Annotated in this window: 10 protein-coding genes; 4 read left to right on the forward strand and 6 right to left on the reverse strand. The window is 69.2% G+C overall.

All coding sequences use genetic code 11. The features are described from left to right. The first annotated feature begins 204 nt into the window (after nt 1-204). Complete coding sequence (locus tag F1599_RS16255; protein WP_150083764.1) at nt 205-1,650, forward strand: DUF1254 domain-containing protein; 1,446 nt, start codon at nt 205-207, stop codon at nt 1,648-1,650. Between the two features lie 242 nt (nt 1,651-1,892). On the opposite strand, the gene metE is transcribed toward F1599_RS16255, so the two are convergent. Beyond that, nucleotides 1,893-4,250: a 5-methyltetrahydropteroyltriglutamate--homocysteine S-methyltransferase gene (gene metE / locus F1599_RS16260; protein ID WP_150083765.1), complete on the reverse strand. Its 2,358-nt coding sequence runs from the start codon at nt 4,248-4,250 to the stop codon at nt 1,893-1,895. A 211-nt stretch (nt 4,251-4,461) separates the two neighbouring features. Between metE and F1599_RS16265 the strand changes: the two genes are divergently transcribed. Continuing rightward, entirely contained in the window at nt 4,462-5,484 is a 1,023-nt protein-coding gene (locus F1599_RS16265; RefSeq protein WP_223819686.1) for a LysR family transcriptional regulator, read from the forward strand. Nucleotides 5,485-5,616: 132 nt separating this feature from the next. On the opposite strand, the gene F1599_RS16275 is transcribed toward F1599_RS16265, so the two are convergent. Further along, the gene (locus tag F1599_RS16275) at nt 5,617-8,025 is read right to left on the reverse strand and encodes a cytochrome P450/oxidoreductase (protein WP_150083766.1); all 2,409 of its coding nucleotides are present in this window, start codon (nt 8,023-8,025) and stop codon (nt 5,617-5,619) included. Nucleotides 8,026-8,089: 64 nt separating this feature from the next. After that, nucleotides 8,090-9,070, reverse strand: coding sequence for a Bug family tripartite tricarboxylate transporter substrate binding protein (locus tag F1599_RS16280; RefSeq protein WP_149316159.1), 981 nt, complete (start codon nt 9,068-9,070; stop codon nt 8,090-8,092). A 237-nt stretch (nt 9,071-9,307) separates the two neighbouring features. Here F1599_RS16280 and F1599_RS16285 point away from each other — a divergent pair, with 237 nt between their 5' ends. Further along, nucleotides 9,308-10,141 (forward strand): IclR family transcriptional regulator, encoded by an 834-nt coding sequence (locus F1599_RS16285; RefSeq protein WP_150083767.1) that lies wholly within the window; start codon nt 9,308-9,310, stop codon nt 10,139-10,141. Nucleotides 10,142-10,300: 159 nt separating this feature from the next. On the opposite strand, the gene F1599_RS16290 is transcribed toward F1599_RS16285, so the two are convergent. Next, nucleotides 10,301-10,651, reverse strand: coding sequence for a hypothetical protein (locus F1599_RS16290; RefSeq protein WP_150083768.1), 351 nt, complete (start codon nt 10,649-10,651; stop codon nt 10,301-10,303). A gap of 160 nt (nt 10,652-10,811) precedes the next feature. On the opposite strand from F1599_RS16290, the gene F1599_RS16295 reads away from it, so the two are divergent. Continuing rightward, nucleotides 10,812-11,354, forward strand: coding sequence for an Lrp/AsnC family transcriptional regulator (locus tag F1599_RS16295; protein ID WP_223819687.1), 543 nt, complete (start codon nt 10,812-10,814; stop codon nt 11,352-11,354). Nucleotides 11,355-11,460: 106 nt separating this feature from the next. Here the strand turns inward: F1599_RS16295 and F1599_RS16300 are convergent, their stop codons facing one another. Together F1599_RS16300 and F1599_RS16305 are read right to left on the reverse strand one after the other, a co-directional pair. After that, nucleotides 11,461-11,733, reverse strand: a complete 273-nt coding sequence (locus tag F1599_RS16300; RefSeq protein WP_149316156.1) for a hypothetical protein — start codon at nt 11,731-11,733, stop codon at nt 11,461-11,463. Nucleotides 11,734-12,014: 281 nt separating this feature from the next. Beyond that, nucleotides 12,015-12,473, reverse strand: coding sequence for a fumarate hydratase (locus F1599_RS16305; RefSeq protein ID WP_149316155.1), 459 nt, complete (start codon nt 12,471-12,473; stop codon nt 12,015-12,017). Nucleotides 12,474-12,476 lie beyond the last annotated feature (3 nt).

A 12,476-nucleotide genomic window follows, 5' to 3' on the forward strand; every position in this document is an offset into this window, starting at 1 on the left:
GTTGCCCCGTTGGCCCGTTGGCCCGTTGGCCCGCCGCTGGCGGCGAACGTCGGTGCACGGTGCGAAGATCGACCGGCGGCGGCGTCCCGGCGCCACACTGTCGATTGACAATCCTGGCCCAGGCTATCCATCATTCTGGTCGGAAAAGAAGGCACCCCGGATCGGCATTCGCCCCGGGGACAGCCGCACAAGAAGGAACGGGAAATGATGCAGTGGATACGCCTAGTGGCGGGCGCGGCGGGAGTCGCCGCGCTGTTGGCCGGGTGCGCGGCGGTGCCGCCCGACGAGTCGCCGCTACGGGCGGCAGTACAACCGACGCGGGACGACGCCCGCGCGCTGGCCGTCGAAGTCTATACCTACGCCTATCCGCTCGTGCTGACCGATGTCACGCGCGAGGTGATGGCGGCGCGGGCCTCGGCCGGCGCGGCGGGGCGGACGGCGGTCAATACCTTTGTCCACCAGCGCGGCGCGCCGCGTCCCGGCGCCTCGGACATGGCAAGCCCCGACGCGGACACCCTGACCTCGATCGCCTGGCTCGATCTGTCGCGCGGGCCGGTGGTGCTGAGCGTGCCGGACACCCAGGGCCGCTATTACACGATGCAGTTGCTCGACGGCTGGTCCAACGTCTTCTCGGCGCTGGGCAAGCGGACCACCGGGACCCAGCGCGGCAACTACGCGATCGTCGGGCCGGACTGGACCGGTGCGTTGCCGGCCGGCGTGCGCGAGATCCGCTCCCCAACCGCGATGGCCTGGGCGGCGCTCCATATTCAGGTTGACGGCAGGCAGGATCTGCCGGCCGCGCACCGGCTGCAGAACGGCTACCGTCTGACGCCGCTGGCCGCCTGGCCGAACGGCCGCCGCGCCTTGCCGGCGGTGCCGACGATCCCGCCGGCGGCGGTCGACCTGGAGACGCCCCCGGTCGAGCAGGTCGCGGCGATGGACGCGCAGGCGTTCTTCAACCGCTTTGCCGCGCTGCTGCCCGCCAACCCGCCGACCACGGCGGACGAGGGCATGATGCGGAAGGTCCGGGCATTGGGAATCGAGCCCGGCGCCCCGTATTCGACCACGGTGCTCGAGCCGGAAACGGCGCGCGCGCTGCAGGACGGCGCGACGCGGGCGCTGGCCCGCATCGTTGCGCTGGCGCGCGGCGGCGAAGGGGCGGCGTCGGGCGCCTGGCTGTCGCGCAAGGACGCCGGCCGCTATGGCACCGACTACGACCGCCGCGCCGCCACGGCCTGGCTGGCGCTGGGGTCCAGCCTCGGCGAAGACACCATGGTGTTCCGCGCGAACGCCGACGCCACCGGCCAGCCGCTGCACGGCGCCAATCGCTACGTGATCCGCTTCGACAAGGGCGCGCTGCCGCCGGCCAAGGCATTCTGGTCGCTGTCGCTGTACGACCAGGCGCAGGACGTCGTGGCCAACCCGTTGAACCGCTATGCCATTGGCAGCCGCGACCGCCTGCGGCGCAACCGCGACGGCTCGGTCGAGATCGTGGTCCAGCATGCGCGGCCGCCGCGGGCACAGGCCGCCAACTGGCTGCCGGCTCCCGACGGTCCGTTCAACCTGATGCTGCGGCTGTATTGGCCGCAGCCGACGGCGCTGGACGGCAACTGGAGCGCGCCGCCGGTACGGAAGGTCGGCGCGGACTGAGCGCAGATCGAGCGCCAACCGAGCGCTAATCGAGCGCCAACCGAGCGCCAACCGAGCGCCAACCGAGCGCCAACCGAGCGCTGACGGTGCAAAAAATGGGGGCGGCCTGGAGCCGCCCCCTTTGTCATTGCCAGCCTGGCAGCCGGCCTCTGATGCCGCGCCTCGATCGCGCACACCCCGCCGATCAAAGCGCGATCAAAGCGCGATCAATCCGCCGTTCAATGCGCCGTTCAATGCGCCGTTCAATGCGCCGCGCAATCGCACTGCCCGCCCGCATGGGCAGCACGCTCCAGCGCCACCGGCTGCCGCCGCAAGCCCGCCGCGCCTTCCGCCGCCAGCCTCTCGCGCAACTGCCGGGCCGCGGCCACCATGTTCCGCAGCGCCGCCTCGGTCTCCGCCCAGCCGCGCGTCTTCAGCCCGCAATCGGGATTGACCCACAGCCGCTCGGGCGGAATCACCTGGCAAGCGCGCACCAGCAGCTGGCCGATCGCCTCGACGCTGGGCACGCGGGGCGAATGGATGTCGTAGACGCCGGGGCCGATCTCGTTCGGATAGTCGAACGCGGCAAAGCCGTCGAGCAGCTCCATCGCCGAGCGCGAGGTCTCGATCGTGATCACGTCGGCATCGAGCGCGGCGATCGCCGGCAGGATGTCGTTGAACTCGGCGTAGCACATATGGGTGTGGATCTGCGTATCGTCGCGGACCACCGCGGCGGCAATGCGGAAGGCGCGCACCGCCCACTGCAGGTAGCCGTCCCAGTCTGCGCGCCGCAGCGGCAGGCCCTCGCGCAACGCGGGCTCGTCGATCTGGATCACGCGGATACCGGCCTGTTCGAGATCGGCCACTTCGTCGCGGATCGCCAGTGCCAGCTGCAGCGCGGTGTCGGCGCGCGGCTGGTCGTCGCGCACGAACGACCATTGCAGCATCGTGATCGGGCCGGTCAGCATGCCCTTCATCGGCCGGTCGGTCAGCGACTGCGCATAGCGGGCGGTATCGACGGTGATCGGCTCGGGACGGTAGACGTCGCCATAGATCAGCGGCGGCTTGACGCAGCGCGAGCCGTAGCTTTGCACCCAGCCGAATTCGGTAAAGGCATAGCCGCACAGCTGCTCGCCGAAGTACTCGACCATGTCGTTGCGCTCGGCCTCGCCATGCACCAGCACGTCCAGCCCCAGCGCCTCCTGGCGGCGCACGGCGTCCTCGATCTCGGCGCGGATCCGTTGCAGGTAGGCCAGCGCGCCCAGTTCGCCGCGCTTGAAGGCCGCGCGGGTCTGGCGGATCTCGGCGGTCTGCGGGAACGAGCCGATGGTGGTCGTCGGCAGCGGCGGCAGCTGCAGCGCGGCGCGCTGATCGGCGATGCGCTGCGCGAAGGGGCTGCGGCGATCGGCCATCTCCGGCGTCACCGCGGCAACGCGCTGGCGGACCTGGGCGTTGACCACGCGGCGGGACGCCCGGCGGCCGGCCTGGGCGGAATCCGAGGCGGCCAGTGCGTCGGCCACCGCGGCCTCGCCGTCGTTCAACGCGGTCGCCAGCACCTTCAGTTCGTCCAGCTTCTCGGTGGCGAACGCCAGCCAGCCGCGGATTTCGGGGTCGAGGCGCGTCTCCGGTGCGAGCGACACCGGCACATGCAGCAGCGAGCAGGACGGCGCCAGCCACAGGCGGTCGCCCAGTTCGGCGTGCAGCGGCGCCAGCTGCGCCAGAATCGCGCGCAGGTCGGCACGCCAGATATTGCGGCCGTCGATCACGCCGGCCGACAGCACCGCATTGGCCGGCAGCACCTCGCGCCAGGCCTGCCACTGCTGCGGCGCGCGCACCAGATCGAGATGGAAGCCGTGCACCGGCAATGCTGCGGCGCGGGCGGCGTGCTCGGCCGCCGAATCGAAGTAGGTCGCCAGCAGCAGCTTGACGCCGCAGTCGGCCAGCGCGGCATAGGCCGTGTCATACGCGTCCAGCCAGGCGTCGTCGAGCTCCAGGCACAGCGCGGGCTCGTCGAGCTGGACCCATTCGATGCCGCGCGCCCGCAGCCGCTGCAGGATGTCGCGGTAGGCGGCGGCCAGCTTCGGCAGCAGCGTCAGGCGATCGAAGCCGGCGACGTGGGTCTTGGACAGCCACAGCCAGGTGACCGGTCCCACCAGCACCGGCTTGACGCGATGGCCCAGCGCCAGCGCCTCGTCGATCTCGTCGAACACCCAGTCGACGCCGCCATCGAAGCGCGTGTCCGGGCCCAGTTCCGGCACCAGGTAGTGGTAGTTGGTATCGAACCACTTGGTCATTTCCATCGCCGGCTGCGCCGCATTGCCGCGGGCCAACTCGAAGTACTGCGCCAGCGTCAGCGTGCGCGGGTCGAAGCCGAAGCGTGCCGGCAGCGCACCGAGCAGGGCGCTCATGCCCAGCATCTGGTCGTAGTAGGCGAAGTCGCCCGCGGCGACCAGGTCGAGGCCGGCGTCGGCCTGCTGGCGCCAGTGCGTCTTGCGCAGGCCGGCGGCGCACTCGCGCAGCGCGGCCTCGCTGGACTCGCCGCGCCAGAACGCCTCCTGGGCGAATTTCAGTTCGCGTTTCGCGCCGATGCGCGGGAACCCCGGAATATGCGTGCGTGCCATCTCTCGCTCCAAAACAAAGTGGCGCTCAGTGTCCGGCGGCGGGTAGAATGAATCAAGTGATATGTTTTAAACAAAATATGAATTGGTTTCATATCGGCGGCTGGCGTGCGGGGCGCGGGCGGGCCGGCGTCCCGAGCCTTTCCTTGACCGCCCACAGTCGGGTACGGACGAAACCCGGCACGAAACCCGGCACGAAACCAGGAACGACACCATGATCGAGGTCCGCCATTTCCGTTCGCTGGTCGCCATCGCCGAATCCGGCAAGCTCGCCACGGCGGCCGAGCGCGTCCATGTCAGCCAGTCCGCGCTGTCGCATCAGATCAAGGCGATCGAATCGCATTACGGCCTGTCGCTGTTCGACCGCACCCGCGGCGGCCTGCGCTTTACCCCGGCCGGAGAGCGGCTGCTGGCGTTGTCGCGCGAGGTGCTGGCGTCGATCAGCGCGGCCGAGCGCGACCTGGAGCGGCTAAAGGGCGATACGCGCGGGGAGTTGCGCATCGTGCTGGAGTGCCACACCTGCTTCGACTGGCTGATGCCGGTGATGGACGAATTCCGCACGCGCTGGCCCGAGGTCGAGGTCGACCTGGTGGCGGGCTTTCACGCAGATCCATTGGCGCTGCTGGCCGAGGGGCGGGCCGACATGGTGATCGGCTCGCTGCCGCCGACGCGCCGGGGCCTGGCCGTGGTGCCGCTGTTCCGCTTCGAGATCCTGGCGGTGATCGCCAACGAGCATCGGCTGCGAAACCGGCGACGGATCGAGGCGGCCGATCTGGAGGGCGAGACGCTGATCACCTATCCGGTGCCGGAGCCGCGCATCGACCTGATCCGCGAGGTGCTGGAGCCGGCCGGCATCCGGCTGCAGCGCCGCACGGCCGAGCTGACGGTGGCGATCCTGCAGCTGGTCGCCAGCCGGCGCGGCGTCGCGGCGCTGCCGAACTGGGGCGTCAAGAACTACGTCGACCACGACTACGTGCTGGCCAAGCGCATTGGCGCGGGCGGGCTGTGGAGCGAGCTGTATGCGGCAATGCCGGCCGCGCTGGCCGAGCGGCCGTTCGCGCGGGATTTCGTCGCGATCGTGCGCGAGACCTGCGCGCGGGACCTCGACGGCATCGAGCTGTTGCCCGATGAAGCGGCGCAGGGCCGGGGCGGCAAGGAGGGCGCCAGGGAAGGCGCCAGGGAAGGCGTCGAGGGAGGCGTCAAGGCAGGCGTCAAGCGAGGCGCAGAGGGCGGCTGAACGCGCAGCCGAACGGACGGCTGGCGCGGTGGCTGAACCGGCCGCGGCACCGGCGGCTGACCCGGTGGTTGAACCGGCGGCAGACCCGGTGGTTGAACCGGCTGCTGAACGCCGCCGCCCCGCCCCGGTCCTTCAAAGTTCGAGCACGATCCGCTGCCCGCACTTTGCCCGCGAACAGCAGCTCATCATCTTGCCGTTCGCTTCCCGCTCGGCGCGCGTCAGCACCACGTCGCGGTGGTCGATCTCGCCCGCCAGCACGCGCACTTCGCAGGAGCCGCACAGCCCTTCCTCGCAATCGCTCTGCACGTCGATGTTGGCGGCACGCAGCGCGGCGAGCAGGGTCTGGTCGGCCCGCACCGTGACGACGATGCCCGAGTCCTTCAGCTCTGCCTCGAAGGCCTGCTCCTTGCTCGGATCGAGCGCGCCCAGCGTCGAGGTGAAATGCTCGACACGCAGCGCGTCTTCGGGCCAGCTCGCGCAACAGGCGGCCAGCGCGTCGAGCATGCGCGCCGGGCCGCAGGCGTAGATCTGCGTCGCGGCATCGGGCTGGCCGAGCAGCGCGCCCAGGTCGGCGCGCGCGCCTTCGTCCCTGGCGTAGACGTGCAGCCGCTCGCCATGCAGCGCCGCCAGCTCGTCGAGCAGCGCCATCGAGGCGCGGCCGCGGCCGCAGTAGTGCAGCTGGTAGTCGATGCCGAGTTCCCTCGCGCGCCGCGCCATCGCGCTGATCGGCGTGATGCCGATGCCGCCGGCGATCAGGATCAGCCGGCGCGCGCTTTCGTCGAGCCGGAAATGATTGCGCGGTCCGCGGATGCGCAGCCGGTCGCCGGCCTTCAGTTCGCGATGGATCCACGCCGAGCCGCCGCGGCTCTCGGTCTCGCGCAGCACCGCGATCTCGAAGGCCTGCGTGTCGGCGGGATCGCCGCACAGCGAATACTGGCGCGACACCCCGGTATTGCCGCATTCGACATCGATATGCGAACCGGGCGACCAGCGCGGCAGCGGCTTGCCATCGGGCGATACCAGCCGCAGCCGCACGATGTCGTCGGCCACGCGCGTCACGCGTTCGACCACCACGGTGCGGTTGATCGCATGGCTGGACGGCTCGCCGATCCGCACCGGCGTGCGCGCCTGCAGCAGCGCGGGGTTGCGCCGTTCGGGGTTCTGGCTCGGGTCCCACTCGACCCACAGGTGCTCGGGGCCGCGGAACGAGGTGTTCGGCACGTAGGTGAACTTCTGCTCCGACAGCTTCATATGCGGCAGCCGGCGCGTGAATTCCTCGAGGAAGATCTGCATCTCCATCCGCGCCAGATTCTTGCCCATGCACTGGTGCGCGCCGTAGCCGAAGGTCAGCTGGTCGCTGGCATTGGCGCGGCGGATATCGAACAGGTCGGCGTCGGCGAAGTGGCGCTCGTCGTGGTTGGCCGACGAGGTCACGATCAGCAGCTTCGCGCCGGCCGGGATGTCGACGCCGCCGATCTGCACGTCGCGCGTGGCCAGCCGCCGCCATGCCGCGACCGAGCCGTTATGCCGCAGGCATTCCTCGACTGCGTTCGGGATCAGGCTCGGGTCCTCGCACAGCTGGCGCCAGGCGTCGGGATGCTGCAGCAGCAGCTTGATCGCATTGGCGCTGGCGTTGGCGGTGGTCTCATGCGCGGCGACGATGCCGGCCATCATCATCGAATGCAGATAGGAGTCGGTGACGACGTCGGGATATTCCTTCTGCTTGCGGATGCCGTACTGCATCCAGCCCGGGCCCGACGGATCCTGCCGCATCTTGTCGAGGATGCGCCCGGCGAGCTGCCAGAAGTTGCCGACCGCGTGCGCGACCTCGACCTGCTCCTCCGGTTTTGGGCGACCCCAGGTGTTGACCGTATGGGCGATCGAATACTTGCGCAGCAGGTCCATGTCCTCCTCGGGCACGCCGAGGAAATGCAGCGCCACGGTCAGCGGCACCTCCCACAGGATCTGGTCGACCAGGTCGGCCTTGCCGTCGTCGATGAAGCGGTCGACGTATTCGCGCGTCAGCCGGCGCACCATCGGCTCGTGATGCTGCAGCTGTTCGGGCGTGAACGGCTCCATCAGCACGCGGCGGCGCGGCATGTGCGCGGGCTCGTCCTCGTTGACCAGCGTGCGGTTCATCGCGTAGCCATAGGAAGCCAGCACCGCGTTGGCCTCGTCGCCGGTCGGCGTGATCTTCTCCAGGGCGATCGATGGGCTGAAGGTCAGGTTGTCGCGAAAGATCGCCTTGATGTCGTCGTAGCGGGTGACGACCCAATAGCCGAGCCTGGGGCTGTAGAACACCGGCTCCTGCTCGCGCGCCCAGCGCACGTAGTCGGGCGGATCCTGCTGGTAGCCGTCCTCGAACGGGTCGAAGTCCGCGGCGCGCGCGCTGACGGGACAGCCGGTCGGGCTCAACAACGGCTGGGCAGCGGCGCCGCTGTCGGCAGGGGCCGGAGCATGCGCCTGGGCATGCGTTTGGCCATGCGTTTGGCTGTGAAACGGGCATCCCTGCGCGCGAGCCGGTTCTGTGCGTTCGCTCATGATCGATCCTCTGCAACGGGTTGGCGCGGCGGGCGGGTCCGCAAACCCGCCCCGCCCGCCGGGCTCATTCGAGCGTGATATTCAGGTCGCGGATCAGCTTGTGCCACAGCGCGGTCTCGCTGCGCAGCAGCGCGGCGAACTGCTCGGGCGTGCTGCCGACGGGCTCGACGCCGAAGTCGACCAGCTTGCGGTTGACCTCGGGCTGCCTGATCGCCGCGGCCACGCTGGTCTGCAGCCTGGCGATCACGTCGGGCGGCGTGCCGGCCGGCGCGACCATGCCGACCAGCGCGGCGGCCTCGACGCCCTGCAGGCCGATCTCGGCGAAGGTCGGCACATTGGGCAACTGCGGCAGACGCGTGGCATTGGCCACCGCAAGCGGGCGCAGCTTGCCGGCCTTGAGGAAGGCGGCGCCCGCGGCCAGGTCGGTCATCATCGCGGGCACCTGGCCGCCGACCACGTCGAGCAGCGCCGGCGCCGCGCCGCGATAGCCGATATGCACCATGCGCAGGCCGGCGCGTTCCTTCAGCAGCTCCATCGCCAGATGGTGCGGGCTGCCGGCACCGGCCGAGGCGTAGCTGACCTTGCCGGGCGCGGCCTTGACCTTGGCGAGGAAGTCGCGCGCGTCCTTGAACTCGGCGTTGGCGCCGACCACCAGGATCATCGGGAACTTGCCCAGCAGCGAGACCGGTGCGAGGTCGCGCGTCGGGTTGTAGCTCAGCGTCTTGTACAGCGCGGGGTTGAAGACCAGCGTGCCGTTGTCGGCCGACATCACGGTATAGCCGTCGTGCGGCGAGCGCGCGGTTTCCGCGGCGGCGATCGCGGTGTTGGCGCCGGGTTTGTTCTCGACCACGACCGGCTGGCCGATATTGGCGGACAGCTGCTGGCCGATGGTGCGGGCCAGGAAGTCCGAGCCGCCGCCGGCGGCATAGGGCACGATCCAGCGGATCGGCTTGCTGGGGAAGCTCTGGGCGGCGGCTTGCGGCGCCAGCGCCAGGGCGGTCAGCATCGTGCCGGCGAGCGCCAGCATCGACGAGATCTTTCTCATTGTTTGTCTCCTCTGCGGGGATGGGCGGCGCGCCGCCGAATCGTGATGGGACGGTGGTCCGTCCTCTTGTGGCCGCGTACGCCCGATGGCGTCGATGGAATTACGTCAGGCGTAATGCGGTTATGCCAAAAGTAATTGGCGGCCGGACGGCTGTCAAGGGAAAATTACGTTGTGCGTGCTAGCATTACGCCATACGTAATTTCAAACGCAGCAGGCGCACAGGCGGGAGCCACGGATATGGCCAATCAGCGAACCGAATCGGAGGCCGGGGAAGGCAACGGCGAGCGCGGTGGTGCCGGCGTACAGGCGCTGGAGACCGGGCTGTCGGTGCTGGACGCGCTGCTGGGCTCGCTCCATCCGATGCCGCTGAAAGCCGTCGCGCTGGCCGCCGGCATGCATCCGGCCAAGGCGCACCGCTACCTGGCCAGCTTCGTCAAGTGCGGCTATGTCGAGCAGGACGACGCGGGCCGCTACAGCCTGGGGCGCAATGCGCTGCGGATGGGACTGGCCTGTCTCGCACAGCTCGATCCGCTGCGGCTGGTGACGCCGGTGCTCGACGATCTGTGTGCGTCGACCGGCGAAACGGTGCTGGCGGCGGTGTGGGGCAACCACGGGCCCACCGTGGTGCAGTGGCGCGATTCGCTGCGGCCGGTCACGGTCAATGTGCGGCCGGGTTCGGTGATGCCGTTGCTGTCGTCGGCAACCGGTCGCGTGTTCACCGCCTTCCTCGATCCGGCCGTGACGGCGCCGCTGCTCGAGACCGAGCTGCAGGCGCGCGCGGCGCTGCAGCCGCCGCGCTTTCCGCGCGACGCCGCCGAGGTGGCGCAGCTGCGCGAGCAGGTGCGGGCCAGCACGATCGGCAGCGTCCATGGCGATCTGCTGGCAGGCGTCGATTCGGTCAGCACGCCCGTCTTCGATCGGGACGGCCGGATCGTGCTGGCGATCACGGCGCTGGGTAATGCGGCCACCTTTGACGGCCGGCTCGACGGGCCGGTCGCGGCGGCCATCAAGGCGGCCGCGGCCGATCTGTCGCAGCGGCTCGGCCACGGCTTGCTGGCCGAGCCGGCCTGATCGCTCGGTCCGGAAGGCAGCGGACTGAAGGCGGGGACCTGAAGGCGGCCAACTCAAGGCGCCGAACTCAAGGCGGCGAACTCAAGGCGGCGAACTCAAGGCGGCGGACTTCAGGCGGCGGACTTGAGGCGGGACCTGAAGGCGGGGGCTGAAGGCCGGTCAGTGGACCGGCGCGGCGGCCGGCGAGGCCGCGGTCGCGGTATCGCGGCGCCGGGCGGCCGTCGGCTCCGGCTGTCCCAGGGATTCCTCGACGACCGCGACTTCGCGCACATCGACGCCGTTTTCCAGGCGCTTGACCAACAGCGAGAACAGCGCCGGCTCCTCCGCCGTCACCGACAAACGCAGCCATTGATCGGCGCCGGGCAGGGCGCTCGGTACCAGCGTCATCGCGGCCAGCCCCAGGCCGGTGCGGCGCGCCGTCGCCAGCGTCCACTCGATGGCGCCGATCAGATCGTGCTGGTCGAGCAGCAGGGCGAGTTGCAGGGCGGGGGTCGAGACTTGGGCGGACATGACGGCAACCGGTGGCAGTGAAGATGTAGTGAATTTACCAGCCGGTCCGCAGAATGTGCTTCTTAATATTCTGCTGTGCTGACTCAGATCAGAATGAATCGGCTAGTATCTGTCGATGATGTAGAGAAATCTTCTTTTCCGACCGATTTGACCGATTCCGATGACCGATCCGACGAACCCCGCGACCACTCCTACGGCGGCTGCCACGACGAGTCCCGCTCCCCGGTCCGCCACCAGGCTGTCCCCGAAGCTCGACGAAACCGACCGCCGCATCCTGCGCGCGCTGCGCCGGGACGGCCGGCTGTCCAATCTGAAGCTGGCCGAGCAGGTCGGCCTGTCCCCCACGCCATGCTGGAACCGCGTGCGCGCGCTGGAAGAGGCCGGGGTAATCCAGGGCTATACCGCCTTGCTGAACCAGAAGGCGCTTGGCCTGCCCGACACCGTGCTGATCGAGGTCACGCTGGAGCGGCACGACGACGACATGCTCGATCGCTTCGGCCGCGCGTTGGCGCAGCTGCCCGAGGTTATGGAGGCGTACCTGCTGACCGGCGAGTATGACTATCTGATCAAGGTGGCAGTAGCGGGCACCGAAGGCTACGAGGAGTTCCTGCGCCACAAGCTGTACAAGTTGCCCGGACTGCGGCACAGCCGCTCGACCTTCGTGCTGCGTTGCATGAAGCGCGAGCCGTCGGTGGAACCCTGAGCCACCTTGAAGGAACCCTAAGCGAACCTCGAGCCAACCCTTGGGAAACGGTGAAGCAACCGTGACGCAATCGTAAGCGCTGCGTTTCGCGCGTTCTCGCTTCCGCTTACTCCACCACTTCGAGCTGGAACTCGCCGGTCGGCCCGTCGTACCCGATGCGCAGCCGCGCGCCGTTATGGCGACACGACTTGGCCACGCTGCGCAGTTCCGCCTGGCGTTCGCCGCGGCGCAGATGCGAGCGCGCCTTGGTGCTGATTTCACTCGGGCCGCAATCGTCGTTGCGGCATTGATAGCGCATCCATTGCCCATAGGAGCGCGGGCGCGCCGATGCTTCCGTGATGGTTGTGCACAGCGGACAACGTTGCAGGGCTTCCTTCATTGCCATTCCCATTCGGTGTCGTTTGCACGGGGACATCGTGCGAGCGTGCGGCAAAAGCGCCGCCAAGGCTCACTGCGATGAGCGCAAGCGATTTACGCAAAGTGATTTAACGCAAGAAAGTGATGCCGGAAGAAAGCAGATTATCGGCACATCGGGCCGGCCTTGGCTACCCCCAAATCGGTAGCCCCTCGGCGGGAGGGTCGGCACCGCGCGATCGGACGATCGCCGCGGTGCCGTGATGCAGCCCTCGAGCGAGGGCATGGCAGCAGGGGCGGCGGCGCTCAGGCAGCCTTGGCGACGACGCCGGCAGCCGGCTTCGTCTTTGCAGCGGCCTTCGGTGCGGCCTTCTTCGGTGCCTTGACGACCTTGGCGGCGGGCTTGGCGGCCTTCGGTGCAGCAGCCTTCGGTGCGGCGGCCTTCTTCGGCGCGGCGGTCTTGGCGCCGGCCGGCTTCTTCGCCGACTTGGCGGCCTTCGCTGCCTTCGCCTTTTCCTTCTGCGCGGCCAGCTTGTCCTTCGCGGCCTGCTTCTCGGCCTGCAGTGCCAGCTTGGCGGCGGCGACAGCCTGCGCGACTTCGCGCTTGGCGGCGTCGATCGCCTTCTTCGTGTCGGCGCGCAGCTTCAGCAGGCGCTTCTTCGCGGCTTGCGCTTCGCGTGCCAGCACGCTGGCCTTCTTGGTCGGTGCCGCCGGCTTGGCGGACTTCACTGCGCGCGGCGCGCTTTTCTTGTTGGCAACGGCCATTGT

Origin of the sequence: Cupriavidus cauae (assembly GCF_008632125.1) — a bacterium.
GTDB lineage: Bacteria > Pseudomonadota > Gammaproteobacteria > Burkholderiales > Burkholderiaceae > Cupriavidus > Cupriavidus cauae.

Bases quoted from the DNA above. Each gene is read 5' to 3' on its own strand.
- F1599_RS16275 (WP_150083766.1), bottom strand. From the start codon at position 8,025: ATGAGCGAACGCACAGAACCGGCTCGCGCGCAGGGATGCCCGTTTCAC.
- F1599_RS16280 (WP_149316159.1), bottom strand. From the start codon at position 9,070: ATGAGAAAGATCTCGTCGATGCTGGCGCTCGCCGGCACGATGCTGACC.
- F1599_RS16305 (WP_149316155.1), bottom strand. From the start codon at position 12,473: ATGGCCGTTGCCAACAAGAAAAGCGCGCCGCGCGCAGTGAAGTCCGCC.
- F1599_RS16295 (WP_223819687.1), top strand. From the start codon at position 10,812: ATGACCGATCCGACGAACCCCGCGACCACTCCTACGGCGGCTGCCACG.
- F1599_RS16290 (WP_150083768.1), bottom strand. From the start codon at position 10,651: ATGTCCGCCCAAGTCTCGACCCCCGCCCTGCAACTCGCCCTGCTGCTC.
- F1599_RS16285 (WP_150083767.1), top strand. From the start codon at position 9,308: ATGGCCAATCAGCGAACCGAATCGGAGGCCGGGGAAGGCAACGGCGAG.
- F1599_RS16265 (WP_223819686.1), top strand. From the start codon at position 4,462: ATGATCGAGGTCCGCCATTTCCGTTCGCTGGTCGCCATCGCCGAATCC.
- F1599_RS16255 (WP_150083764.1), top strand. From the start codon at position 205: ATGATGCAGTGGATACGCCTAGTGGCGGGCGCGGCGGGAGTCGCCGCG.
- metE (WP_150083765.1), bottom strand. From the start codon at position 4,250: ATGGCACGCACGCATATTCCGGGGTTCCCGCGCATCGGCGCGAAACGC.
- F1599_RS16300 (WP_149316156.1), bottom strand. From the start codon at position 11,733: ATGAAGGAAGCCCTGCAACGTTGTCCGCTGTGCACAACCATCACGGAA.